Annotated in this window: 24 protein-coding genes; 5 read left to right on the top strand and 19 right to left on the bottom strand. The window is 38.9% G+C overall.

Annotation, left to right across the window (positions count from 1 at the left end; translation table 11 throughout):
• Positions 1–65: 65 nt before the first annotated feature.
• The 4 genes from uvrA to RTK36_RS05055 all read right to left on the bottom strand — a co-directional run bounded on the left by uvrA (position 66) and on the right by RTK36_RS05055 (position 7,754).
• Positions 66–2,900 carry an excinuclease ABC subunit UvrA gene (gene uvrA, locus RTK36_RS05070; protein WP_312044955.1) on the bottom strand — a complete coding sequence of 945 codons (2,835 nt, stop codon included), beginning with the start codon at positions 2,898–2,900 and terminating at the stop codon, positions 66–68.
• 30 nt (positions 2,901–2,930) lie between these two features.
• Positions 2,931–4,910: an excinuclease ABC subunit UvrB gene (gene uvrB, locus RTK36_RS05065; protein ID WP_312044953.1), complete on the bottom strand. Its 1,980-nt coding sequence runs from the start codon at positions 4,908–4,910 to the stop codon at positions 2,931–2,933.
• Positions 4,911–5,341: 431 nt separating this feature from the next.
• Entirely contained in the window at positions 5,342–6,535 is a 1,194-nt protein-coding gene (locus tag RTK36_RS05060; protein ID WP_312044951.1) for a cation:proton antiporter, read from the bottom strand.
• 514 nt (positions 6,536–7,049) lie between these two features.
• Positions 7,050–7,754 (bottom strand): ATP-binding protein, encoded by a 705-nt coding sequence (locus RTK36_RS05055; protein WP_312044949.1) that lies wholly within the window; start codon positions 7,752–7,754, stop codon positions 7,050–7,052.
• A 111-nt stretch (positions 7,755–7,865) separates the two neighbouring features.
• Here RTK36_RS05055 and RTK36_RS05050 point away from each other — a divergent pair, with 111 nt between their 5' ends.
• Together RTK36_RS05050 and RTK36_RS05045 are read left to right on the top strand one after the other, a co-directional pair.
• On the top strand, positions 7,866–8,546 hold the full coding sequence (locus RTK36_RS05050; RefSeq protein WP_312044947.1) for a Crp/Fnr family transcriptional regulator: 681 nt from the start codon (positions 7,866–7,868) through the stop codon (positions 8,544–8,546).
• Between the two features lie 126 nt (positions 8,547–8,672).
• Positions 8,673–8,897 (top strand): alpha/beta-type small acid-soluble spore protein, encoded by a 225-nt coding sequence (locus RTK36_RS05045; protein WP_312044945.1) that lies wholly within the window; start codon positions 8,673–8,675, stop codon positions 8,895–8,897.
• 379 nt (positions 8,898–9,276) lie between these two features.
• Here RTK36_RS05045 and RTK36_RS05040 read toward each other — a convergent pair whose 3' ends face one another.
• Positions 9,277–9,858 (bottom strand): LysE family transporter, encoded by a 582-nt coding sequence (locus tag RTK36_RS05040; protein ID WP_312044943.1) that lies wholly within the window; start codon positions 9,856–9,858, stop codon positions 9,277–9,279.
• A 331-nt stretch (positions 9,859–10,189) separates the two neighbouring features.
• Between RTK36_RS05040 and RTK36_RS05035 the strand changes: the two genes are divergently transcribed.
• Entirely contained in the window at positions 10,190–11,368 is a 1,179-nt protein-coding gene (locus RTK36_RS05035; protein WP_312044941.1) for a GGDEF domain-containing protein, read from the top strand.
• Positions 11,369–11,489: 121 nt separating this feature from the next.
• On the opposite strand, the gene RTK36_RS05030 is transcribed toward RTK36_RS05035, so the two are convergent.
• The 7 genes from RTK36_RS05030 to ruvA form a co-directional block, all read right to left on the bottom strand.
• On the bottom strand, positions 11,490–12,653 hold the full coding sequence (locus tag RTK36_RS05030) for a D-alanyl-D-alanine carboxypeptidase family protein (RefSeq protein WP_312044939.1): 1,164 nt from the start codon (positions 12,651–12,653) through the stop codon (positions 11,490–11,492).
• A 63-nt stretch (positions 12,654–12,716) separates the two neighbouring features.
• Positions 12,717–13,415 carry a DNA/RNA nuclease SfsA gene (gene sfsA, locus RTK36_RS05025; RefSeq protein ID WP_312044937.1) on the bottom strand — a complete coding sequence of 233 codons (699 nt, stop codon included), beginning with the start codon at positions 13,413–13,415 and terminating at the stop codon, positions 12,717–12,719.
• Between the two features lie 241 nt (positions 13,416–13,656).
• Positions 13,657–14,190, bottom strand: coding sequence for a rubrerythrin (gene rbr, locus RTK36_RS05020; protein WP_312044935.1), 534 nt, complete (start codon positions 14,188–14,190; stop codon positions 13,657–13,659).
• Positions 14,191–14,329: 139 nt separating this feature from the next.
• On the bottom strand, positions 14,330–14,545 hold the full coding sequence (locus RTK36_RS05015) for a hypothetical protein (RefSeq protein ID WP_312044933.1): 216 nt from the start codon (positions 14,543–14,545) through the stop codon (positions 14,330–14,332).
• A gap of 166 nt (positions 14,546–14,711) precedes the next feature.
• Entirely contained in the window at positions 14,712–14,975 is a 264-nt protein-coding gene (locus RTK36_RS05010; protein WP_312044931.1) for a hypothetical protein, read from the bottom strand.
• A gap of 64 nt (positions 14,976–15,039) precedes the next feature.
• The gene (gene ruvB, locus RTK36_RS05005; protein WP_312044928.1) at positions 15,040–16,044 is read right to left on the bottom strand and encodes a Holliday junction branch migration DNA helicase RuvB; all 1,005 of its coding nucleotides are present in this window, start codon (positions 16,042–16,044) and stop codon (positions 15,040–15,042) included.
• An 18-nt stretch (positions 16,045–16,062) separates the two neighbouring features.
• Positions 16,063–16,662 (bottom strand): Holliday junction branch migration protein RuvA, encoded by a 600-nt coding sequence (gene ruvA, locus RTK36_RS05000; protein WP_312044926.1) that lies wholly within the window; start codon positions 16,660–16,662, stop codon positions 16,063–16,065.
• 147 nt (positions 16,663–16,809) lie between these two features.
• Between ruvA and RTK36_RS04995 the strand changes: the two genes are divergently transcribed.
• The gene (locus RTK36_RS04995; protein WP_312044924.1) at positions 16,810–17,304 is read left to right on the top strand and encodes a peptide deformylase; all 495 of its coding nucleotides are present in this window, start codon (positions 16,810–16,812) and stop codon (positions 17,302–17,304) included.
• Positions 17,305–17,554: 250 nt separating this feature from the next.
• On the opposite strand, the gene RTK36_RS04990 is transcribed toward RTK36_RS04995, so the two are convergent.
• The 7 genes from RTK36_RS04990 to RTK36_RS04960 all read right to left on the bottom strand — a co-directional run bounded on the left by RTK36_RS04990 (position 17,555) and on the right by RTK36_RS04960 (position 24,218).
• Positions 17,555–18,001 (bottom strand): deoxycytidylate deaminase, encoded by a 447-nt coding sequence (locus RTK36_RS04990; RefSeq protein WP_312044922.1) that lies wholly within the window; start codon positions 17,999–18,001, stop codon positions 17,555–17,557.
• Positions 18,002–18,172: 171 nt separating this feature from the next.
• Positions 18,173–19,480 carry an acetyl-CoA hydrolase/transferase family protein gene (locus RTK36_RS04985; RefSeq protein ID WP_312044920.1) on the bottom strand — a complete coding sequence of 436 codons (1,308 nt, stop codon included), beginning with the start codon at positions 19,478–19,480 and terminating at the stop codon, positions 18,173–18,175.
• Between the two features lie 429 nt (positions 19,481–19,909).
• A complete protein-coding gene (locus RTK36_RS04980; protein ID WP_312044918.1) occupies positions 19,910–20,326 on the bottom strand; it encodes a twitching motility protein PilT in 417 nt (138 codons plus the stop codon).
• 226 nt (positions 20,327–20,552) lie between these two features.
• Positions 20,553–21,494: an ROK family glucokinase gene (locus RTK36_RS04975; protein ID WP_312044916.1), complete on the bottom strand. Its 942-nt coding sequence runs from the start codon at positions 21,492–21,494 to the stop codon at positions 20,553–20,555.
• Position 21,495: 1 nt separating this feature from the next.
• Entirely contained in the window at positions 21,496–22,026 is a 531-nt protein-coding gene (locus RTK36_RS04970; RefSeq protein ID WP_312044914.1) for a GNAT family N-acetyltransferase, read from the bottom strand.
• Positions 22,027–22,054: 28 nt separating this feature from the next.
• Positions 22,055–23,980 (bottom strand): ferrous iron transport protein B, encoded by a 1,926-nt coding sequence (gene feoB, locus RTK36_RS04965; protein WP_312044912.1) that lies wholly within the window; start codon positions 23,978–23,980, stop codon positions 22,055–22,057.
• Between the two features lies 1 nt (position 23,981).
• Complete coding sequence (locus RTK36_RS04960; protein WP_312044910.1) at positions 23,982–24,218, bottom strand: FeoA family protein; 237 nt, start codon at positions 24,216–24,218, stop codon at positions 23,982–23,984.
• 137 nt (positions 24,219–24,355) lie between these two features.
• Between RTK36_RS04960 and RTK36_RS04955 the strand changes: the two genes are divergently transcribed.
• Positions 24,356–24,652: copper amine oxidase N-terminal domain-containing protein (locus tag RTK36_RS04955; RefSeq protein ID WP_312044908.1), on the top strand; the 297-nt coding region annotated here is incomplete at its 3' end.

Below are 24,652 nucleotides of genomic sequence, written 5' to 3'. Positions count from 1 at the left end.
CAAAAATGGCAGGAAAAATCAAATAAACTGATTTTCCTACCGATTTATGCTCATCTTTGTGCGCGTCAACCTTTTTCTATCATACTTTTTAAATACTTTCCTGTGTAGGACTTAGTGACACCACATATTTCCTCAGGGGTACCCTTGGCAATTACCATTCCGCCTTTATCGCCACCCTCTGGCCCTAAGTCAATAATATAGTCTGCCGTTTTAATCACATCAAGGTTATGCTCAATGACTACAACTGTGTTGCCGCCTTCGGCTAATTGCTGTAAAATTTGTACTAATTTATGCACATCCGCCGTATGCAAGCCAGTTGTCGGTTCATCTAAAATATACATGGTACGCCCAGTGCTTTTTTTGCTTAGCTCGGTGGCAAGCTTCACCCTTTGGGCTTCACCACCAGAAAGGGTTGTGGAAGACTGCCCTAACCGAACATAAGATAGGCCTACATCATAAAGAGTTTGAAGCTTTGCTCTAATACGAGGAATGTTTTCAAAAAATGCCAAAGCCTCTTCCACTGTCATTTCCAGCACATCGGAAATACTTTTTCCTTTATACTTTACCTCCAGAGTTTCACGATTATATCTCTTCCCTTGGCAAACTTCGCATGGCACATAAATATCAGGTAAAAAATGCATTTCTATTTTAATAATTCCATCTCCGGAACAAGCCTCACAGCGACCGCCCTTTACGTTAAAACTGAATCTGCCCTTTTGATACCCTCTCATTTTTGCCTCAGTGGTTTGCGTAAATACATCACGGATTAAATCAAAAACACCTGTATACGTTGCAGGATTACTCCTTGGTGTACGCCCGATTGGTGATTGATCAATATCTATCACCTTATCCAGCACCTCATGCCCAATCATTTCTCCATGAGTACCGGGACGAAGCTTAGCACGGTTTAAGTCTCTTGCCAATCGTTTATAAAGTATCTCATTGACTAATGAACTTTTCCCTGAACCGCTGACTCCTGTTACACAGGTAAAAATTCCCAAAGGAATGTCCACATCAATATTTTTCAGATTGTTTTCCCCAGCACCTCTAATTTGAATAACATGCTCTGGTTCAAATTTTCTGCGTGTTTTTGGCACTTCAATTCTTTTCCTGCCGCTAAGGTAATCCCCTGTGATCGAACGCTCACACGCCTTAATTTCTTCAACACTACCTACACAAATTACCTCGCCGCCGTCCTTACCGGCACCAGGCCCAATATCCACAATGCAGTCTGCTGCATACATAGTGTCCTCATCATGCTCAACTACAATCAATGAATTTCCTATATCCCGAAGGTGTTGCAGGGATTTCAATAGTTTATCGTTGTCCCTTTGATGCAAACCAATACTTGGCTCGTCCAAAATATAGACAACCCCAACCAATCCCGAACCGATTTGGGTAGCAAGTCTAATTCTCTGGGCCTCACCACCGGAAAGGGTACCTGCTGCCCGTGAAAGGGTTAGATATTCCAAACCCACGTCCATCAAAAAGCCAATTCTGGCATTGACTTCTTTTAAAATACGCTGGCCGATCATCTCTTCTCGTCCACTTAGTACTAGCTCTCTGAAAAATCCTTGTATCTCTGCTACGGAAAGTTTTGTCAGTTGAGAAATATTCTTTCCTCCCACAGTAATGGCAAGAACCTCTGGGCGCAAACGTTGCCCTTGACAATCGGGGCATTGAATATTGGTCATATATTCTTCATATTCTCCCCGCATTCCTTCTGACGTTTCGTTATATCTGCGCTGCAAATTGTTAATCAAGCCATCGTATTCGTAATCATAAGTACCTGTTCCTCGATAGTTTGTGTAGGTAATACGAAGCTTTTCACCACCAGTACCATAAAAGATTATTTTTTTAATCTTTTCCGGAAGCTCCTTAAATGGAGTCTCCAGGGAAAAAGCATAACGCTCTGCTAAAGCTTCAAACAAAACCCGGCTCATGCTGTCCTTTGCAGAAATAGAATTATATCCTGGGGCTACAATGGCTCCTTTTAAAATACTTAGGCTATCATTGGGCACTATTAGGCTTTCATCAAATTTCATTTGCATGCCCAATCCGGTACAAGTGGGGCATGCACCGCTAGGATTATTAAAGGAGAATAAACGTGGCTCAATTTCCATTAAATCAATACCACAGTCAGGGCAGGAAAAGTTTTGGCTAAACACAAACTCCTCTTCTCCTTGGTTTACATCCACAACCAAAAGTCCCCCCGTCAGACTGGTAACTGTCTCAATGGATTCCGTCAATCGCTTTTGTATGCCTTCTTTTACTACCAACCGGTCAACCACAATTTCTATCGTGTGTTTTTTGTTTTTTTCCAGCTCAATTTTTTCCGAAAGGTCATATAGGTTGCCATCCACGCGCACACGCACATATCCGCTTTTTTTTGCATCTTCTAAAAGCTTTACATGCTCACCCTTACGCCCGCGTACAACGGGGGCAAGAAGCTGTAACTTCGACCGCTCTGGCAGTTCTAAAATACGATCTACAATCTGGTCAATGGTTTGCTTTTTAACCTCTTTTCCACACTTTGGACAATGAGGAATGCCTATTCTGGCATAAAGCAAACGTAAATAATCATAAATCTCCGTTACCGTTCCCACGGTAGAACGGGGATTATGGCTTGTCGTCTTTTGGTCAATAGAAATGGCAGGTGAAAGTCCTTCAATCAAATCAACATCAGGTTTTTCCATCTGCCCTAAAAATTGCCGTGCATAAGAGGACAGAGACTCAACATATCGCCGCTGTCCTTCCGCATAAAGGGTATCAAAGGCTAAGGAGCTTTTTCCTGAACCACTGACTCCTGTGAAAACAACCAGTTTATCTCTTGGAATAGTGAGGTCCACATTTTTTAAATTGTGCTCCCTCGCTCCCCGAATTACAATTTTATCCTTCATAGTTCCTCCTAACAGTGAAAATACCATCTTTCATTCTTGCATCAGCCTTTTCAGTTCCAAGACTTTATCTCTCAACTCAGCAGCTCGTTCAAATTGCAATTCCACAGCTGCCTGCTTCATATCTTTATCCATCTTTTTAATCAGCTTCTTCAGCTCGTCTTTACTCATGGATTCAGGATCCTTATCCAAACCAAATTTTTGTTTCTCAGTAACGTTTTTACTAATCTGTATAATGTCATGAACCTTCTTTTGAATGGTCTGAGGTGTAATTCCGTGCAACTCATTATATTCTTCCTGAATGCTACGACGGCGGTTGGTTTCTCGGATGGCTTTATTCATACTTTCCGTCATCACATTTGCATACATAATCACTCGACCATCCTTGTTTCTCGCCGCACGCCCCACCGTCTGTATCAATGATGTTTCTGAGCGCAGAAAGCCTTCCTTATCCGCATCCAAAATAGCAACCAAACTTACTTCGGGAATATCCAATCCCTCTCGCAAAAGGTTGATTCCAACTAAAACATCAAAAACATCCATTCGTAGATCTCGTATAATTTCCAACCGCTCTAGTGTATCTATATCAGAATGAAGGTATCGCACCCGAACTCCCGCCTCACGCAAGTAATCCGTTAGGCGTTCCGCCATTTTTTTTGTCAGAGTTGTTACCAAAACCTTTTGTCCTACAGAAGTTGTTTTCTTTACCTCAGACAGTAAATTATCAATTTGCCCTTCAATCGGACGAACAGAAATTTCAGGATCTAAAAGTCCAGTGGGACGAATAATCTGCTCTGCAATTTGCTCAGTATGATCCTTTTCATAGACAGAAGGAGTTGCAGAAACAAACAAAAGTTGATTGATTTTGTCCTCAAATTCAACAAATTTCAAGGGACGATTATCTAACGCAGAGGGCAGTCGAAACCCAAAATCCACCAATGTGGTTTTTCTAGATCTGTCACCCTCATACATCCCTCGAATTTGAGGAATAGAAACGTGAGATTCGTCGGCAATCATCAAAAAGTCGTCAGGGAAGAAGTCAATTAACGTAAAAGGCGTGCTTCCCGGTTCCCTTAAAGATAAGTGACGGGAATAGTTTTCAATTCCCGTACAGAAGCCCATTTCCCGCATCATCTCAAGGTCATAATTGGTTCTCTGTTCCAACCGTTGTGCCTCCAAAAGCTTGTCATCTCTACGAAGCTGATCCAGTCGTTCTTTAAGCTCTGCCTCTATGCGCTCAACAGACACTCGAAGTTTTTCCGGGGATGTCACGTAATGAGAAGCGGGAAAAATTGAAATATGTGCTCTTGTTCCAAGAATTTCCCCTGTCAACACATCAATTTCCGTGATTCTCTCCACTTCATCACCGAAAAACTCTACCCTTACAGCATGCTCTGAGGAACCCACGGGGAAAATTTCAACCACATCCCCACGAACGCGAAATGAGCCTCTCTCAAAATTCATATCATTACGGTCATACTGCATTTCCAATAAGCTTCGCAATACCTCATCCCGATCTTTTTCCATGCCAGGGCGCAAAGAAAGCATCATCCCGTAGTATTCCTCAGGGTCACCTAATCCATAAATGCAAGAAACACTGGCCACAACAATAACGTCTTGCCGCTCAACCAATGCTGCCGTTGCAGAATGGCGCAACTTGTCAATTTCATCATTAACAGAGGAATCCTTTTCGATATAAGTATCTGTACTGGGCACATATGCCTCAGGCTGATAATAATCGTAATAAGACACAAAATACTCCACTGCATTTTCAGGAAAAAACTCCCGTAACTCATTATAAAGCTGGGCTGCAAGAGTTTTATTATGGGCAATTACCAAAGTAGGCTTTTGCAGTTTTTCAATAATATTAGCCATAGTAAAGGTTTTACCGCTACCGGTAACACCTAAGAGTGTTTGAAATTTTTTTCCTTCTTGAAATCCTCTGGCAAGCTTTTCAATTGCCTCCGGCTGATCCCCGGTGGGCTTGTATTGAGAATGAACCTTAAATTCCATTTCCTCACCTCCGTTAAAACCCGAAAAAAGGTTCGCTTTTTAAAAATATTAAAGAAGATTCATATTGTTAATGAATCAAACCAATTTTCCTTTTTAAAACAACTTGAAAATTAGTATTTCATGGTAAAAGCAGAAGCTTTCTCAAGCAAATCTCAGCAAATTATAGCACATATACTGTAAAAAGTACAGCACAAAACACAAACATTAGTTCTAAATTTTTACCAATTATAGAAAGTAAATTCTGTTTTAAAAATCAAATATCTCTTGCCTTACTATACCTTAAAACACTAAAAACTTGAAACGTGATTATGAAGCTATACTTTTTCCTGATGTTTATTCTTATATTTTACATTATTCCAATGAAAAGGGGTACCTGTATACGGTAATAACAGATACCCAAACATATCATCTATTTATCACGGCTTCACAATCTAAACCGATACTTGTTCTGATTCACTGTAATTTTTCATCACCATGTTTAATAAAATCGGAGTTATAAACACCGTAGCAACAATTGCAAGGACTAGTGCAGGAAAAATTTTTTCATCAACCATATGCAATAAAAATCCTTTTTGCGCCACCATCAAAGCTACCTCACCCCTTGAAATCATGCCAATGCCTATACCTAATGATTGTTGTTTTGTCATTTTAAAGAGTCTGGCACCACCGCCGCATCCGATAACTTTTGTAAGCACAGCAATCAAAAAAAGAAGTAAGGAGAATAACAGCATCTTGGAATCTAGCCCAGTAATATTGGTGTTAATTCCGATGCTGGCAAAAAAAACAGGAGAGAAAAATATATAGGATACAATAGAAATTTTGTCCCCTACAAAACTACGGGTCTTTGTAATATTACAAAGTGTCAAACCCGCAAAATACGCACCGGTAATATCTGCGATACCAAAATACTTCTCTGCAATATATGCCATTAAAAAGCAAAATGCAAGGGACCACACAACAACACGCTTACTTTTCCCATGATGCCGATCTAGTTTTTTAAATAAATTATTTACCACAAAGCCCACTACTGCAACAAAAACAAAGAAACTAATAATTTTCCCCATTACCATAAGGGGGCTTCCAGTTGCTTCTTCGCTTAAGCCGGATATAACAGATAATACAATAATGCCAATAATATCATCAATAATTGCAGCCCCAATAATAATTGTGCCCACTTTCGTTTTAATTTTTCCCATTTCACTTAAGGTTTCCACGGTAATGCTAACAGAGGTCGCCGAAAAAACCACCCCTATGAAAACTGATTTTAAAAAGTTCATATAGGTAAAACTTTCTGAAAAAAAGAAATAGTACAATCCACCGCAGAAAAGGATAGGTAATATGACGCCAAGTGCCGCCACCAAACATGCCGGCCCTCCAGCTTTTCTTAACTCTTTAATATCCGTCTCCAACCCTGCGCTAAACATCAACATGATTACACCTATCTCGGATGCTGTCATTAAAAAATCTGTCTCATCTATGATACCAAGAGCACTTGGGCCTAAGACAACGCCCGCAACCAAAGCCCCCAGAACCTGTGGCAGGTTTAGCTTTTCCGTCATCAATCCACATATTTTTGTAAAAAATAGTATTAATGAAAGCACTAATAAAAACTCATAGGACTCCATATCATCTCATCTCCCTTCTATATTCTTTTGCATATTAGGATCACATATTCTATTTCTCCCAATTATGGCAAATTATATGCTTCAAATATTTATGTTTCAAGTTAAGGATTCTTCAATGAATTTAGAAAAAATAGCGAATTAACAAAAAAATTTTGTCGCTTTTTTTGTAGTTCTAATCACATTTTAATTCAAGAACATGAATTATTTACGTTTCTTGTTCAAGTCGAAAATCCTTTGTTATTTATCTTGATATTTACGCCTTTTTCTGAATGTCATAAATTCGAAAAGACTTGTCAATACGCAATTTCACCAAACTATGTTGTTAAGATAAATCTTAACATATCCAAAGACAAAGAAAGGTATGTCTCTTAAAAAAATCATATTCTGCTTCAAATAAAAAGCTCTATTGCGTAGATTACAAAAATAATATCTTGCAATCGCAATAGAGCCTTATAAATAATGTATAATTTTTGAAAGATAAATTACAAAAGATAAGTTGATAACTTTTTCAAAATCACTCTACGATTTCCCCCTGAGTGGAAATGGTAACTACCTGCCAAGGAAGAAACTTCTCGCTATTTTGCAATGCAGTCTTTACTGCCATTTCAATTCCGCCGCAACAAGGAACCTGCATTCTAACAACAGTCACACTTTTAATATCGTTATGCATGATAATCTGCTGTAATTTTTGGGAATACTCCACGGCATCCAGCTTTGGACAGCCGATTAAAGTTACCTTGTTTTTCATAAATTTATTATGAAAATCTCCAAATGCATATGCTGAACAATCGGCAGCAATCAATAGGTTTGCACCGTCAAAATAAGGTGCCTGAATGGGTGCCAGCTGAATTTGAACAGGCCACTGACGAAGCTGAGATTTTACCATTCCTGTTTCAGCTTGTGCTGTCTTATTTTCAATATTTTGAGTGCTTGGCTGGAACATTTGTGGTCGGCTTCCCGGGCAGCTAAATGCATGAGCTTTATCTGCCATATTTTTCTTAACTGCCGCTTCATCATATGCCAACGCTTCCCTTTCTACAAACTGAATGGCTCCCGTTGGACAGGTTGGCAAACAATCTCCAAGCCCGTCACAATAATCATCACGAATGAGCTTTGCCTTTCCATCTACCATGGCAATTGCGCCCTCATGGCAAGCAGATGCACATAATCCACAGCCATTACATTTTTGTTCATCTATTTCAATAATTCTTCTAATCATCGTTTTCCCTCCAATATATAATCAAAAATTTTGTTTTTCTTTTCTTTATGTGTAGAGTATACTATAATAAACTTATAAATTCCGTTGTAATTACAACAAAAGGTGGCTTAAATGAAATATATTTCGGTTTTAAAAAATTCACCACTATTCTTTGGAATAAAAACAGAGGAAATACAAGCTATGCTTAGCTGTTTAACCGCTAAAGAAAAAAAATATAATAAAAATGAGTTGGTTTTTCGGCAAGGAGAAACAGTAAGTGCTATGGGTCTTGTTTTATCAGGGCGCATTCATATTTTAAAAGAAGATTTTTGGGGCAATCGCACCATACTAAGTGATATCTCACCTTCCCAGATGTTTGGTGAGTCATTTGCTTGTGCCCACATCCAAAACATCACTGTCAGTGCCCTTGCTGTAGAACCGACCATGGTTTTATTTTTGGATATAAAACAAATACTAAATACCTGTTCTTCTGCTTGCGTATATCATACCCGTATGATTCGAAATTTGCTTTCCGTTTTGGCAGATAAAAATATCATGCTTACAGGCAAAATTGAGCATATTACGAAAAGAACAACTAGAGAAAAACTTTTGTCTTATCTTTCTGCGGAATCAATCAAGGCAGGTTCACCTGTATTTCAAATTCCATTTAACCGACAGCAGCTGGCTGAATATTTAGCCGTAGACCGCAGTGCTATGTCGCTAGAGCTTTCTAAACTACAGCAAGAGGATTATCTGACATACCATAAAAATTCATTTCATTTAAAAGATAACCTTACAAATGAATTTACATAATTAAAATAAACCACTAGCTGTCTAGTTCCAAATTCGTTCCAAAATGTTCCTACATAATAATAAATGACTGTGTAATACTATCAGTGTAACACAAAAACACAGTTACTTTTTAAGGAGGTAATCAAAATGAGTGGAACAACTAACAGCACAAGCAATAAAATGAACGTACCCGAGGCTAGAGCAGCTATGGAACAGTTCAAATACGAAGTAGCAAATGAAATTGGCGTACCTTTGAAAAAGGGCTACAACGGCGACTTAACATCCGCACAGAACGGTTATGTTGGCGGCTATATGGTAAAGAAAATGATCGAAGCACAGGAAAGAGCAATGTCCGGCAAAACTCAGGGCTAATCTCTGATGAACATGTCGCTGATTATAACTAATTAGCGAATAACAGCTTTGATATCGCCTCTATAGACTTCGTCTGAGGCACAAAAAGAGTCTGAAGTATCTTTACTTCAGACTCTTTTTCAAATTTCATTCAACTTCCAATCCAACTTAACATAAAACTGATGCCATTTAATAAATCTCACTAGCCTTTCGTTAAAACCATTCTTAACAGTTCCGTAACCTTTGCATATAATAAAGTACATTTACTTGGCAAAGCATACTCCTTTGTTTAACATTCTCTAATCAAAAATAAGCATGATATTTAAAAAAAGAACCTTATTTTTGAAAACAAGGAATATAACTGCCTCATTATAAAATAGACTTTACAAAACAAAATTCTCTATAAAAATAAAGCAATCGCACAGTAAACCAAAAGCAATGCCATTACCGTATTTGTCACCCTTGCATGATGAGAAAATAAAATTCGGAATACAGAGCCAAATGCTGCCCAGCATAGATTGAAAAAGCATCCGATTGCGGCCAATAAAATTGCAAAACCCAAAAGCTTCATAGGGCTGTTATGAAAATAAGGTAATATGTAAGATTCCATGGAAACCATACCATAAATATAGATTTTAGGATTGATAAATTGCAGAAACAGACCGGAAAGAAATCCATTTTTCACCTGCTTCTCTGAAATTTCACCCGTTCTTTTTATTGTTTTATACGCCAAATACAGCATATAGGTGGCTCCCACAATAAGCATTGGTGTTTTTATTATGGGCATCACCGCGTTTAAAACACTGCTTAATACGGTACATATAATCATAACTGCCATAAATCCCACCCATATTCCTAAATTAAAGGGATATGACTTTTTCAATCCCACCCGTCCTGCATTAGACATCGACATGATGTTATTGGGACCTGGTGTTGCTGTTGTTATTACCGCATACGTTAAAAAATTTAACCAATGAAACATTTTGACCTCCCTATAATGTTATCTTCTGTACTTACTAGAATCTACTTATTTGAAAAGTGATTTATACTTTTCATCAATTGCATTCAAATTTAATTTATTGTACTTGTTTCAATACATAAAGTCAATCGTTTTTCCTCTGTAAAAAATCATTTAAGTATTGTTAAAATCTAAAGATAATGCAAACTAAATTAAAAATTCCTCTGAAGCAGATACAATCCGCTGTTTTAATTGAATTTATATTGAATTAGATTTAAAACTCATATCCCTTCCTGTCCAATTTCCATTACATATTATTCGAAAACTTCAAATGCACGTATTGAGGGGGAGAACCATGAAAATCGGTGCAGATATTAATATATTCATAATTATTCTGCTTGCGTTAATTATTCTCATTGGAAAAACCGCGGTACAAGGACAAAAAAATTTTAAGCTCTTTTATCGAGTCATAGTTTTTTTTATTTTAACCTTGACCGCAAGCAGTTTATATTATTTAACGGAAGGTACAACGCTAAAAGGAGCTGCTCTAGTCAGCCATTTTATGATGATAATGTACCAGCTTTTTGGAGCAATTAGTGCTTATTCATGGTTTATTTTTGTTCTTCACGAGACCCAATTTCATGAGACTCATGAAAATTCACCCTGCAGTCCTTCTCTAAAAAATTTATATATGCTTCCTTTGCTTTTTCAATGTATTTTGCTTATTGGTTCTCCCACTACTCATTGGATATTTTATTTTAATGAAAAAAATCAGTACCTACCAGGGAGCATTTTACAGTTTATTCTGATGACCGGATACCTTTTTGCAGGAGCATCTATCTCCTTCATAAAATATATAAAAGAAAATAAATATGCACAGCAAAAAAATTGCTTTTATCTGTGTTTGTTTTCTTTGCTGCCCCTGTTAGGAATGGGAATTGATGTCATTTTTCCAAAAGCCAATTCAATACTTCCTTTCCTGGTGATTTCTCTTATAATGCAATATCTTAACCTTATGAAAAAAGAGATTTTTCAGGATCCCTTAACAAAGCTAAATAATCGCAGAGAATTTCAACGCCATTTAGTTAAGATGACAAAAACCACAAGAAAAGAAGATGTATTTCTAATATTCTTTGATATAAATGATTTTAAAAGCATTAATGATACCTTTGGGCATGTAGAGGGAGATCGGGCTTTAATTATGATTGCCGAGATGCTAAATGCCGCATTTTCAAATACAAAAGCTTTCATCGCTAGGTATGGAGGCGATGAATTCGCAGTTATTCTCCAAAAAAATGAAACTGAAATTCTATCTTATCTAAAAAAAGTGGATGTCTCTTTAGCCACCCTTTCCGCTTCTCTGCCATACAATATTTCCCTAAGTGTGGGCTATTCTGTCTATGGGGAAGAGAACGCAAACACCATTGAACGCTTGATACAATCTGCAGATAAGAAAATGTATTGGAATAAAGAGGAGAATAAAAAAAATATTTATGAAGGTGAGACCATGGAAAACTTTCATTCATTCCTATGATAAGTGTTCTCTTTTCCTCCCCTCCCAAATAAAAAGGCACCCATTGATCGCTTATCAAAAAGGGTGCCCTTTGTTTGTAACTTTAAATTTTGTCGATACCAAGAAAAATAAAGATTTTTCCCTAGCACCACTGTTTCATCATCCGTTGTAGCATCATATGTATGCTGGCCTTCTCCACTGCCTCAGCAGCAATTAAATCTGTTTTGCCTACTTCCTTGCCATCTAAGGTATAAACCATTTCTCCAACCTTGGAGCCTTGGGCTATGGGTGCCTTTACATTAGGCATAAGTTCCGTTTTTGTTTCCCATTCCCCTTTGTTACCTTTACTCATCAGCACAGAAATTTCATCTTTTACTACTGCATTTATTCCTTCCTTCATTCCCTTTTCTACCGGAATCATTCCCATATCCTGACCAACGGGATATCCCTTTTCAATGGTATAATTTGCAAAACCATAATCTAGAAGCTTCATTACCTCTTGAAAACGAATCTTAAAATCTGGAGCCGCCATAACAACACCAACTAACGCAAACCCATTTTTTTCAGCTGTACCCGATAAACAGTAAAGTGCTTTCCCTGTTGAACCTGTTTTCAAACCTGTTGCGCCTTCGTACCATTTAATCAGCTTGTTGGTATTGGTTAGTCCAAACTCAGTTTCACCTTTTCTGGTTTTGTGGGTGATTGAGTCCATCCATGTGGTTGTATATTCCTTAATTTCAGGGAATTTTCTCATCAATTCCCGACTCATTAAAGCAATATCATACGCACTGGATACGTGACCGTCTGCATCAAGCCCACAGGCGTTTACAAAAACGGTATCCTTCATCCCCAACTCTTTCGCCCTTTGATTCATTTTTTCAACAAATGCTTCCTCGCTCCCTGCTACAAATTCGGCCATTGCCACAGCCGCATCATTTGCAGATGCAATGGCAATGCATTTTGTCATATCAGCCGCCGTCTGGGTTTCTCCTGGTTCCAAAAACACCTGAGACCCCCCCATTGCTGCTGCATGATCACTTACTTGTACCGTATCTGTCCACGCGAACTTTCCGTCCGCCTGGGCCTCATAAATCAGCAGTAATGTCATAACTTTTGTAACACTAGCAAGGGGCATTGCCTCGTGGCTATTTTTTTCATATACCACCGTACCCGTCGCCTGATCCATCAAAACAGCGCTTTTTGACTGCAGTTGCAAACTGCTGTTGTCGCCTTCTTCCGCACAAACAGAAAAGGGCGCCAGAAAACAGAAAAATGCTGTCACTGCCGCCAGTATCTTTTTTTTCATGCACGTTCCTCCCCAAAGACTATATTCTTTATCAGTCTATGTCCTAAAGAGAATAGATATACCCTATCTACGCTGTTCTAAAGAAGAGAAAACTTTTTGAGAGAGCACTAAGGTGTCAACGCTCACTTTACAATCGTATGCCAAAACCTTTACACCTGCCTGCTCAGCCTCAACCAAAGCTTGGGAAAAAGCAGGATCTCTCTCCCAATGGGGAAAAAAGATTTTCGTACCTTCCATTTGGATTACAAACAAAATGTACGCTTCAAATCCATGCTGAACCGCCTGAATTAATTCTAAAATATGTTTTCTTCCCCGACTAGTGGGTGCATCAGGAAATTTGCAAATCCCATCTTCTTCCAAGGTAGCTCCCTTAACCTCAATGAAGCCAAGGCGTTCTCCTGCTTCAAAATATAAATCAAAACGGGAATTTCCGAAAACAACTTCTCTGCGCAAAACAGAGACCTCACCAATTTCGGGAATCCTTCCTTCCAATATCGCCTCTGCCACAACCTGATTTGGTGCTTGAGAATCCATATTTACTAAAGTTTCCCCTTTATAGACGGAAATCAAAGAGTATTTTGTTTTTCTCATTGGATTCTCTGCGGGCTCTAAAAATACTCTTGCCCCCTCTTGCAGCAGTTCTTTGCATCGGCCTGTATTTTTAACATGAACCGGCGTCTCCACGCCATCTATGCTGACAAAAGCAAAAAAACGATTGGTTCGCTTTAAAAAAACAGCTTCCTTCATGTTCTTATAAATCATTTTATTAACCTCATCTGCTACAAAATACGTTTTTAAAACATCACTTTTATGTATCAGGAGGGAGACCTCCTTTAATCCCAGATACTAAGTCAAAGCTTCACCCAATAAGTTTATTCATTGAGTCGATTAATCGGATACACCTATTTTTACATGTTTCTCTTATCAGCTTTATTTATTGAACCATGCTATGTCAACAAACCTTCATATACCTCTGGGACGAAAAAAAATCTCCCTATTTTATTTAATAATTGTTTGCCTTTCTCTCATAATATGCTTGTGGATACTGACAAACAGGGCATTTCTGAGGAGGCTGTTTTCCTACATGAACATAACCGCAGTTTTTGCACACCCAAACTGTGCTTTCATCGCCCTGAAAAACCTTTTGCTCTTCTAATAATTTCAGCAAAGCTTGGTAACGTTCTTCGTGCTCCTTTTCCACAGAAGCCACATTTTTGAAGAAATTTGCAATTTCCACAAAGTTTTCTTCTCTAGCAATTGCTTCCATTTCCTTATAAATATCTGTCCATTCCTCATGCTCACCATAGGCACCTGCCTTCAGATTCGCTTCCGTAGTGCCGATTCCCTTGGAAAAATCCAGAATTCGCTTAGCATGCTGAATTTCATTATCCGAGGTTTCATCAAAAATACCCTTTATCTGCTCGTAGCCTTCTTCATGGGCCTTTTCCGCATACAGCTTATAGCGAACCGCCGCCATTGCCTCTCCCATAAACGCAGAAAGAAGGTTCTTTTCAGTCTTGCTGCCCTTTAATTCCATGTAAAATCCCTCCTAAGATATATTTTTCATTCTCAGGTTTCCCCAACCGAAGAAAAAAATACCTTAGAATAGGCCTTTTCAACCAATAATACTAACAATCCTGTTATTCCACTAAATCTATGCACAGCTAGCGAAATCTTTAATGCATAACATTTCCAAAGAATGCTATAACCCCAAAAATTACTGCGATCAGTAGAATTGCCGCTAAAGCAACAATCAGCCAAAGCACAACTTTTGCCCATTGAGGTAAGGTCTCTTTTTTGGTTGCCAAAGCCCAAATAGCAAATCCCGCCAAAATCGTACCGCCAAATAAAAAAAATAGCATAAAAATGCCCAATAGCATTACAACGTTCATACGTATCAACTCCCCAGCTCCTTTTTTGCCTTTAATCGAACTAGAATCCTGCCAAAAATTATTCCCAATTCCGATATGGTCAATGATGCAGAAAAAAATCAGTGACAAATTTCCAGCTACAATTCTCTAAAAGCAACTGTTTTCATTTCTAAATTACTTTAAAGGATTAAAATTTTTCCCAATATTCCTTTATATTTCCCTCATCAATGGCATCCATATAGGCGTTTGCAATTTCAAAAACTTCTTCTTCATCCTTTATTTTAAAGAAAACTTGGTTTTGTTCTACCAAAATATCTTTATTATTCCCTTTGTTTTTATCAATCCAAAGACGAAACTCCTTTTCCCATCGTTGGGTAGCTTGCTCCATATCCTCATAGCAAAGCAGTTCATCTTTTACATTTTCAATCAATTCCTCAATCCCTAATTTCATAGATATCTCCTTCTCTATATGTCTCTTAGATTCCCATAATTAAAAATGCTTTCAGCGCCTATTCTTAAACTTCTTTCATCTTCAACCCAAAATGAGCATATCCAGCTCCCGTCACAATTCTTCCTCTTGGGGTTCGCTGAATGTATCCCAATTGTAGCAGATAAGGCTCATAAACATCCTCAATGGTCTCGGATTCCTCTCCTATGGAAGCCGCTAGGGTGTCTAGCCCGACAGGCTTACCATCAAACTTCTCTATCATCATCAATAGCATTTTACGGTCAATTAAGTCCAGCCCCATTTTGTCAACCTCTAATAAGTCCAAAGCAAAACGGGCAACCTCCCCATTAATTGCGCCTTCATAACGAACCTGAGCAAAATCTCTCACCCTTTTTAAAAGACGATTGGCAATACGGGGCGTTCCCCTTGAGCGCCGGGCAATCTCCTCTGCGCCATCTTCATCTATTTCAACCTGTAAAACATCTGCTGAACGGCAGATTATGGTTTTTAAACTATGGATATCATAAGGTTCTAACCGCTGTACCACACCAAATCGATCTCTCAAAGGCGCCGTTAGAAGGCCGATTCTGGTGGTAGCACCAATCAGCGTAAACTTGGGCAAATCCAATCTAACAGACCTTGCCCCTGGCCCCTTGCCAATCATGATATCAATAACATAATCCTCCATAGCAGGATACAGTATTTCCTCAATCATACGATTTAAGCGATGGATTTCATCTATAAATAGAATATCTCCTTCGCTTAAGCTGTTTAAAACAGCCGCCATATCCCCCGCCCGTTCAATGGCAGGGCCCGATGTGGTTTTGATATGAACCCCCATCTCATTGGCAATAATATTGGATAATGTGGTCTTTCCTAATCCGGGAGGGCCATATAGCAAAACATGATCCAAAGCCTCTCCCCTTTGCTGTGCCGCTTGAATAAACACCTTTAAATTTTCTTTTACGCTTTCCTGCCCAATATAGCTGTCTAACTGCTGGGGTCTGAGCTTAGGTTCAAACTCTTTATCTTCCTCACCAAACGCCGCTGTTAGTATTCGCCGATTTTCCAATAGTAACACCTGCTTTTATCAAAATGTGATCATCTTTTTCAATGCCGCTTTTAAAATATCTTCCGTGGTCATGCCTTCAGCAGCAACCATTCCCACCGCCTTAGCAGCCTCACTACGGCTGTATCCTAACGCAGTCAGAGCCTCAATTGCTTCAAATTTAGCACCACCCACTGCGTCTCCATCCACCATTTCCATGGGGACTGCAATGGCATCCTCTGTTGTACATTTATCTTTCAACTCCAAAATAACCCGTTGGGCTGTCTTTTTACCAACTCCAGGGGCTTTTGAAAGGGTTTTTGCGTCGGCCGATAAAATTGCCATTACAATTTCCTGAGGCGTCAACTGTGATAAAAATCCCAAAGCGCCCTTCGGTCCAACGCCACCCACAGTTAATAGTTTTAAAAACATTTCCTGCTCTTCTTTTGATGTAAAACCAAAGAGAGAGATTCCGTCCTCTTTCACACTCATATATGTGAAAATCTTTATCTCCTTGCCCGCTTCAGGCATTCTGGAAAGGAATCCGGCTGAAACAAAAATCTGATACCCAATTCCCCCGTTTTCCAAAATGATATAGCTTTCACCTCGATGCGCCAAGGTCCCCTTAATATAAGAGATCATACCCTTCCCCTCTCTTTCTCCATGGAATTATTATACTGGACAAACATCGAAAGAGCAACCCAAACCGCACAAAAAAAAGAAACTATGTTCGCCATTGTTCCTACTAAAAAAGGGGTGTATACTAAATAATAAAAAGGAGTGACGTAAATGGAGCAAAAAATTTTACTCTTAGGCAATCCCGCACTGTATCAGGTTTCTACTCCCGTGACGGAAGAAGATTATGCCAATCTTCCCAAAATTGTAGAAGACTTGCATGATACACTCGTAGCGTTTCGTAAAAAATATGGTGCAGGACGAGCCATCGCCGCACCTCAAATTGGAGTACCAAAAAGAATATTATATATGTATATTGATCAACCTGTGGTATTTCTCAATCCCTACTTAGAATTTCCCGATGAGGAACAAATGGAAGTGTTAGATGATTGTATGTCTTTCCCAAATCTCTTGGTGAAAGTAATGCGCTATCGACACTGCATCATCCACTATACTGATATGGAACATCATCAATGCAAAATGGAGCTAAGTGGCGACTTAGCTGAGTTATTACAGCACGAATATGACCATTTGGATGGTATTTTAGCCGTCATGCGCAGCATTGATGAACAGTCCTTCTTCTGGAAAGAAACAACCCAAAATTCTTAAATCAAAAATAAAAATAATAAGTCTTACCTTTATCTTGAGAACACATTACAACAGAAGTAAGTTTCTTTACCATGTACATATTCTAGAATTATGCCCGACTTGCCTTAACCAACATAACCGCCGAAGTAAAAAAGCATTGTCTTCATCATATCAATGAAGACAATACTTTTTTTATTCCATTCATCTGTTTCTACCCTCATAAATTAAATTCGAGTATTTAGCAGAAACTTTATAATCTCGAGGTAAACATCTATTCTTCCAGAATGGTAATCTCTATCTTCGCCTCTTCCAAAATCTTTCTGGAAAGCTCGTCGGGATACTCTCCCTTATGAACAATACGTTTAATCCCGGCATTGATCAGCATCTTAGCGCAAATAACGCAAGGTTGCAGGGTAATATAAATGGTTCCACCATCTGTAGAAATCCCCAGATTAGCGGCCTGAATAATAGCATTTTGCTCAGCATGTAATGCACGACACAGCTCATGCCGCTGACCAGATGGAATACCTAGCCTTTCTCTTTCGCAGCCTCCCAGTTCCGTGCAGTGCATCAAACCCGAAGGCGCACCATTATACCCCGTGGTAATGATTCTGTTATCTTTTACAATCACAGCTCCAACTTGTCTACGTAAACAGGTTGATCTTGTTTTTACGATTTCTGCAATCTGCATAAAGTACTCATCCCAACTAGCTCTCAAAGCAACCATCCCCCAAACTTGTTTTTTTCAAAAATAGCATAACTTTTAATATTTGTCAAAATTTGAATTCCCTAAAAAAAACCTTCTCCTGAAATGATTTTCATTTTAGGAAAAGGTTATATCGTTCTCAAAATTTCTACCCATCATCTAGAGTAAAACTTTTACAGATTCTTAAACAATCAGATTCATCTTTTTTGCTTCAAATTCCAATTCTTCTTGGAACTGAGGAGCCGCAAGGGAAATAATCATTTTGGCTCTGTCGCTTGCTGTCTGACCTTTCAGACGCACTATGTTATTTTCTGTTACCAAGAAGTCTACTTCATTTTTGGAGGTAGTAACAATAGAGCCGGGTGTCAACGTTGGTTTGATTTTAGAAATCGTTCCACCCTTAGTGGTAGAGGTCATAGCGATAAAACCTTTCCCTCCCTTAGATAAATTTGCACCACGAACAAAATCCACCTGACCGCCGGAACCGCTATAATGCTTTGTTCCAAGGCTCTCAGCACAAACCTGTCCAAATAAGTCAATTTCAACGCAAGCATTTACCGAAACAAAATTGTCATGCTGACCAATGATATAAGGGTTATTTGTATAGTCTACTGGGTGCATTTCAAAAGCAGGGTTGTTATCCATAAAATCATACATTTTCTGGGAACCCCATGCTAATGTGGCAACTGTTTTACCCACATTAATGGGCTTATTCATATTGGTTACTGCGCCACATTCAATTAAGTCCACCATGCTGTCAGTAAACATTTCTGTATGAATACCCAAGTCAGTTTTGTCCTTCAAAAGAACACCAACAGCATTGGGAATGCCGCCAATACCAAGCTGTAAAGTGGATCCATTGATTACTTCATCAGCAATCATCTGACCAATTTTTCTATCAACATCTGTTAAAGGTGCATTAGGCAAGATAGAAAGAGGTCTGGAGGATTCACAAAGAGCTGTAACCTGTGAAATATGAATCTGGTTATTTCCCAAAACACGAGGCATTTTGTCATTAACATCCAGAAGAATGATTTTAGCTTTGTCGCGCATTGCTACAACCTCTGCGCCGGCCATACCACAGCTAAAATAGCCATGTTCATCCATTGGTGAAACCTCTGCATATAAAACATCCAGTCTAGGTTGAACATTTCTCCAATAACCGGGAATGGTGCTGTAGTTGTTGGGAATATAAGTATAGTGTCCATCCTGAATGCCTTTTCTGCCTGCAGCACCGGTAAACCAAGAAACATAATCATATTTTCCCTTTAAATCATAGTTTAAATAAGCACCAGATTCTGCGCATAAAGTTTGATGATGGGTTACACCTGTCAATTCACCATTTACCGCTCTTTGTCCTATAGCCTCACAAATTGCTGTGGGCGCCTCTAACCCTGTTGGTGCGGCACAAACATCTCCTGATTTTACAAATTTAGCCACTCCTTCTGGAGTCATTTTCTTCGCCAGATACATTTCACGAAATTTATTCATACTATCTCACCTTTCCCCTTAACTCTCTCTGTTTTGCTAAGCAATCTGCACAATTTTAAAGGTAAAATTCCCACATTTGAATACAAAATACTTTTCTTCCCCTGTATTTTAGCATATGCCATGGCCCTCGTAAAGGCAAAACAGATAATGTTCTTTAAATTGTACAAAAAATAAAGTGATATGCACTAATATTTTTGCAATTATTCGGTTTTCCTCTTTAAATCCCAGGCATATAATTTTATTTTTTTGTTAACTTTACTTCCAAAAACCCCAATTAATTCAGTATAATTAGTATATACAAAAATATTATGGTAACTAACTCCTTGTCATACAACAGTGAATTATAAAGGAATAAACCAAAATATTACACAATCAAAAAACGGCCAACACATTTCTTTTGGAAATGGCTGACCGCTCAATATTCTTAGTTTATTTTACCAGATACGGCTGAACTTCCTTTGGAAGCTCCTCCTCTTTTCGGCTGATAATCATTGTAAAATCCGTTTCAGATTCCTTTGAAATGGCTTCTAAATGATTAATGAATGTAATAAAATCCTTATCGTCCACTTTATCCATAATATGGTTCAATCCGTCAATATAAATTTTTTCTATATCACTGTTCTGAGAGAGGATACCGCACACAAATCCCCGGAAAACCTGAGTATTCTCCAAGATGAATTTTGGCGTATCTACAAACCGTACACTATAATGAAGATCATACATGCGGCTGTTGTCATCATCTACAAACACAACGCAACCGTTTGCTTCCTTGCTTGCCTCATTAGCCATTGCGATGAGTCGTTTCGTTTTACCTACACCTTTTTCGCCTGCAAGAATCTGAACCATTGCAATCTCCCCCTTTATACTGGTGAAATACCTCTGGATTTGTAAATTATTAAGTTTTAATTCCAAATAGAAAAATCTATTTGTTTGCTATTAGTATTCTCCAAATTCCTAAGAAATCCTCTTAATTTTAAATTATTTTCATAACAATCAATATAATCAGCTATTTTCACAAATATCTCATCAATTTAACATATATTTGATAAACATTTTGTAGCTATTGACCAATTCATTGCTTGAAAACCATTGCTGCCGCTCCGTAAATACCTGCATCATTAAGGAGTTTTGCCAAGGCAAACTTTTTATCTCTGCAATGAGGAAACACATTTTCTACGTAGGCCCTTTGAACCATATCCAACAAAAACACTCCTGCTTGTGATACACCACCGCCAAGAACAATCATTTCAGGGTCAACAATATAACAAGCATTGGCAATGGCCACCCCTAATATTTTGCTTATATATTCCGTCAATTCCCGTGCTAACGCGTCTCCTTTTTTTGCAGCATCCCACAACTTCTTAGCCGTTAGAACCTCGATATTTCTGAGAACAGATGGTTTGTCCGTATTCATTAGAGCTTTCTGTGCAACTCGAACCATACCTGGGGCAGAGGCATATTGCTCTAAACACCCTTTTTTTCCACAGTTGCATTGCTCCAATTCATCAAGATTCATGGTTATGTGGCCAATTTCTCCAGCCGTTCCCGAAGCACCTGACAAAATTTTTCCATTCAGAATGACTCCACCACCAACCCCGGTTCCTAATGTCACCATAAGCAGGCTGCTTACCTCTTTGCCGGCACCAAAGGTGTACTCCCCCAAAGCAGCGACCCTTGCATCATTTCCAATATAAACAGGAGAAACACCAATCAACTTCTCCGCCTTTTTCCCGAGAAAAACATCTCCCCAACCAATATTCACCGTTCCTCGCAAACATCCATCCTCTGTCACAGGACCAGGAGCAGCCATACCTATTCCAGCAAGGTCTTCTTTCTTTAATCCATTTTTGCTCAAGCATTCTTCTATTGATACTTTTATATCTTTTAATAATGGTGTTGGCTCAGAACCTTTTTTTGTAGGGATTTCCCACTTCTCCAATAACCCTTCCTTTTGTGAAAACAAACCGAATTTAACCGTAGTTCCACCAATATCCACACCAAAGCAGTACTCCATTTTATTCCTCCTCGAAGTTATAAACAATTTTGTGGATCGTTCTTTTGTATCTTTCATACACTTCCTTTGATATTTTTTCAGGTATAGTCATCAATCGTAATGGTAACATTTTTTGGCCAACTCTCATAGGCGGCTGTAAATAGGGATAGTCGTTGAAGAAAAACCCATGTCTTTCGTAAAAACCTACCCGCCTTTTTGTCATTTCATCGGTGGGAACCTCCACCTCCAAAACAACAGGTCTGCCTACCCACGCTATCATTTCCTTTAGCTTTTTTCCGCCAAAACCTCCATTGCGATGAATAGGTTTGATTGCAAAATGCTCTATATAAATAAAATCATTAAAATCCCACATTGCTACTGCTCCTTGCAGGACTCCATATTCAGATTCATTTTTTATTCCATATAAACGGTACTGAGTTTTATCCAAAAGAGACTTTTGTCTTTCCTTTTCTCGCAATTCCTCTACAGGAAAAGCCTCCTCAAAAATGGGGTATATATCGTCAAATGTTTCCTTCGTAATTCTTTCTAGCATCCTTTTCATCTCCCTGCTCCAAAGGATACTATAATCGACTAAAAAAAGCAAATCCCAAACTTCCAATATGATATACAAAAAATGAGGAAATCCATGCAGTAGATAGCCAAAGTAAAAGTGCAAAGAATAAATTTTTCCAACTTTTTTCTTCATAAAAATAAGCAGAAACCGCCGCCACACAGGGTATGCTTAAAAGATGAAACACCATAAAAGATATTGCCGACAACGGGGTAAATAACCCTTCTACTCCACCTAACACACCTAATGATGATACAACTGCCTCCTTTGCCGCCACACCGGATAATATCGCTGCCGAAGCTTTCCATCCATCTTCCCCTCCCCCAAATCCAAGGGGTATAAAAAAGGGATTCAGTCCCCTTCCAAGAAAGGCCAGAATACTGGTAGATGAGTCCATCGTCATATGTAAATCCGGTGTAACGTGGGCTGACAACCAAATAATGATGCTCGCTCCAAGAATTACTGTTGCCGCCTTTGTCAGATATTCTTTACCTCTTCTGTATAGTGTTCTTGATAAATTGTTCCATCTAGGCAAATGGTAAGATGGCATTTCCATTATAAACGGAGCCCCTTCTCCGCTAAAAAGCTTTTTATTCAAAAAGTTTGCCCAAAGAAAAGCAATGAGAATTCCACCTACATACAAAGAAAAAATCACCAATCCTCCGTTTTTGGGAAACAAAAATCCAACCAGGAGAACGTAAAGGGGAAGCTTTGCACCACATGAAAAAAAGGGGAGAATCAACCTCGTTATGCGTCTGCTCTCCTGGCGCTCTAAAGTTCTCACACTGAGCATAGCAGGTACGGAACATCCAAAACCTGTAAGAAGGGGTAAAAACGCTCTACCTGATACCCCGAAACCACCCATGGGCTTGTCCAATAAAAAAGCCACTCTAGCCATATAGCCACTATCTTCTAAAAAAGTAAGCCAAAAAAACAAACATAAAATTTGAGGCAAAAACGATACCGCCTTGCCCACTCCGCCAAATATCCCTTCCAAAAGAAATGCCCTCCCCCAATAGGGGATTTGCGGAAAAAAATTGGATACCATATCTTTCAAAACATCGATGCCATAAGTTGCTCCATCCTTTAAAAAAACACCAAGGGATGGAAGGCCTGTCCCGAAAAAAGAAGGAGAAAAGGTGGCATGGAAAATAAAAGCCATACATAGCAAAAAAATTGGAATCCCAAAGAAGGGATGCAAAAATATCTTGTCCAGTTTTTCGGTAAAATCCTTCTTTTGATGACTCTGTGATATCACTTCTTGGCAGCAAAAAACAGAAAATGCATAGCGATTAGCAGCGATTTGACCTTCCCAATCAGTCTCCTCTTGCCGCTCCAACCAACGCATCCCCAGAAAAAGGCCTTGTTTTCGTTTCAAAAAAGGTTTAACCAATGGCTCAATCTTTTGCCAAGTCTTGTTGTCCCTTTGAAGCACAGTTTCTCCCTTGCGTCCCTTTTCGATCGCTATATTTATGCTTCTTGCCATATCGTCCTGTCCTGCTCCGGTAATTGCAGAAATTTCAACAACAGGTATTCCCAACAGTTTAGAAAGCCTTGAAATATCTATATCCAGCCCCTGTTCCTTGGACATATCCATCATATTAAATGCCAGTACCAGTGGAATATCTAATTCCATAAGTTGAGTGGTTAAAAATAAGCTTCTCTCCAACACCGTGCTGTCAATCACTTGCAAAAGAATATCAGGTTTTTCTTCCAGAATAAACGCAACGGCAACCCGCTCTTCGGGAGTGTAGGGCGAAAGCGCATAAACTCCAGGTAAATCAATGCATAGAAAATCCTCTTTTTTCCATATCCCCTCTTTGCGCTCCACCGTTACGCCGGGCCAATTCCCCACTCGGGCATCACTTCCTGTTAAAGTATTAAACAATGCACTTTTCCCGCAATTTGGATTTCCAACCAGACCCAGCTTTTTCACGTTATCCCCCTTCTTTCTCTATTAAAATAGATGCGGCGTCGTTGTATCCTACAGCCAGTAAATATCCCCGAATTTTTACTTCTATTGCTCCGCGCATCGGCGCCCATCGGATACAATATAAACGGGTATTTGGCGTTACTCCCAATTCCAAAAGCCTTCGGGCTGTTGCCTTTTGACAGGTTAAAGCAATTACTCTACCCCACTCGCCTTTTTCCAGATAATTCAAACTTGTCTGCATTTATTCTCCCTTTCATACCTATGCAAATGATTCCCAAATAATGCAAAAACCCTTAATATTTCCAAAGAGTACCATATATTTTAGGTAGCTATTTATGGAAAACTATGCTATACTCAGTCTGAAAAGGAAGTGAAAGAATGATTCGAAAATTTAGAGGATTTTTCCTCTTTTTTGTAATTTGTTTATGCACAGTGGTACCGGCTTCGGCAAAAAATATTGTAGTAAGCCTTGATGGCTATCCTCTCCCTCTTGCGGCACCTGCAGTGGTTCAAAACGATCGGGTTTTGGTTCCAATGCGTAGTGTTATGGAATCTTTGGGATATACCATAATTTGGCATTCTGATAGCCATAGTGTTGAGGCAAAAAAAGAAGGCGCACATCTATTTCTTACCATTGATGACCCTGTTGCAATTGTAAATCAAAAGTCTGTTGTT

The sequence above is a fragment of the Anaerotignum sp. genome (assembly GCF_031981185.1).
GTDB lineage: Bacteria > Bacillota > Clostridia > Lachnospirales > Anaerotignaceae > Chakrabartyella.
Note: the sequence above shows the minus strand (reverse complement) of the source record. Positions and strands in the feature narration are given on the sequence as shown.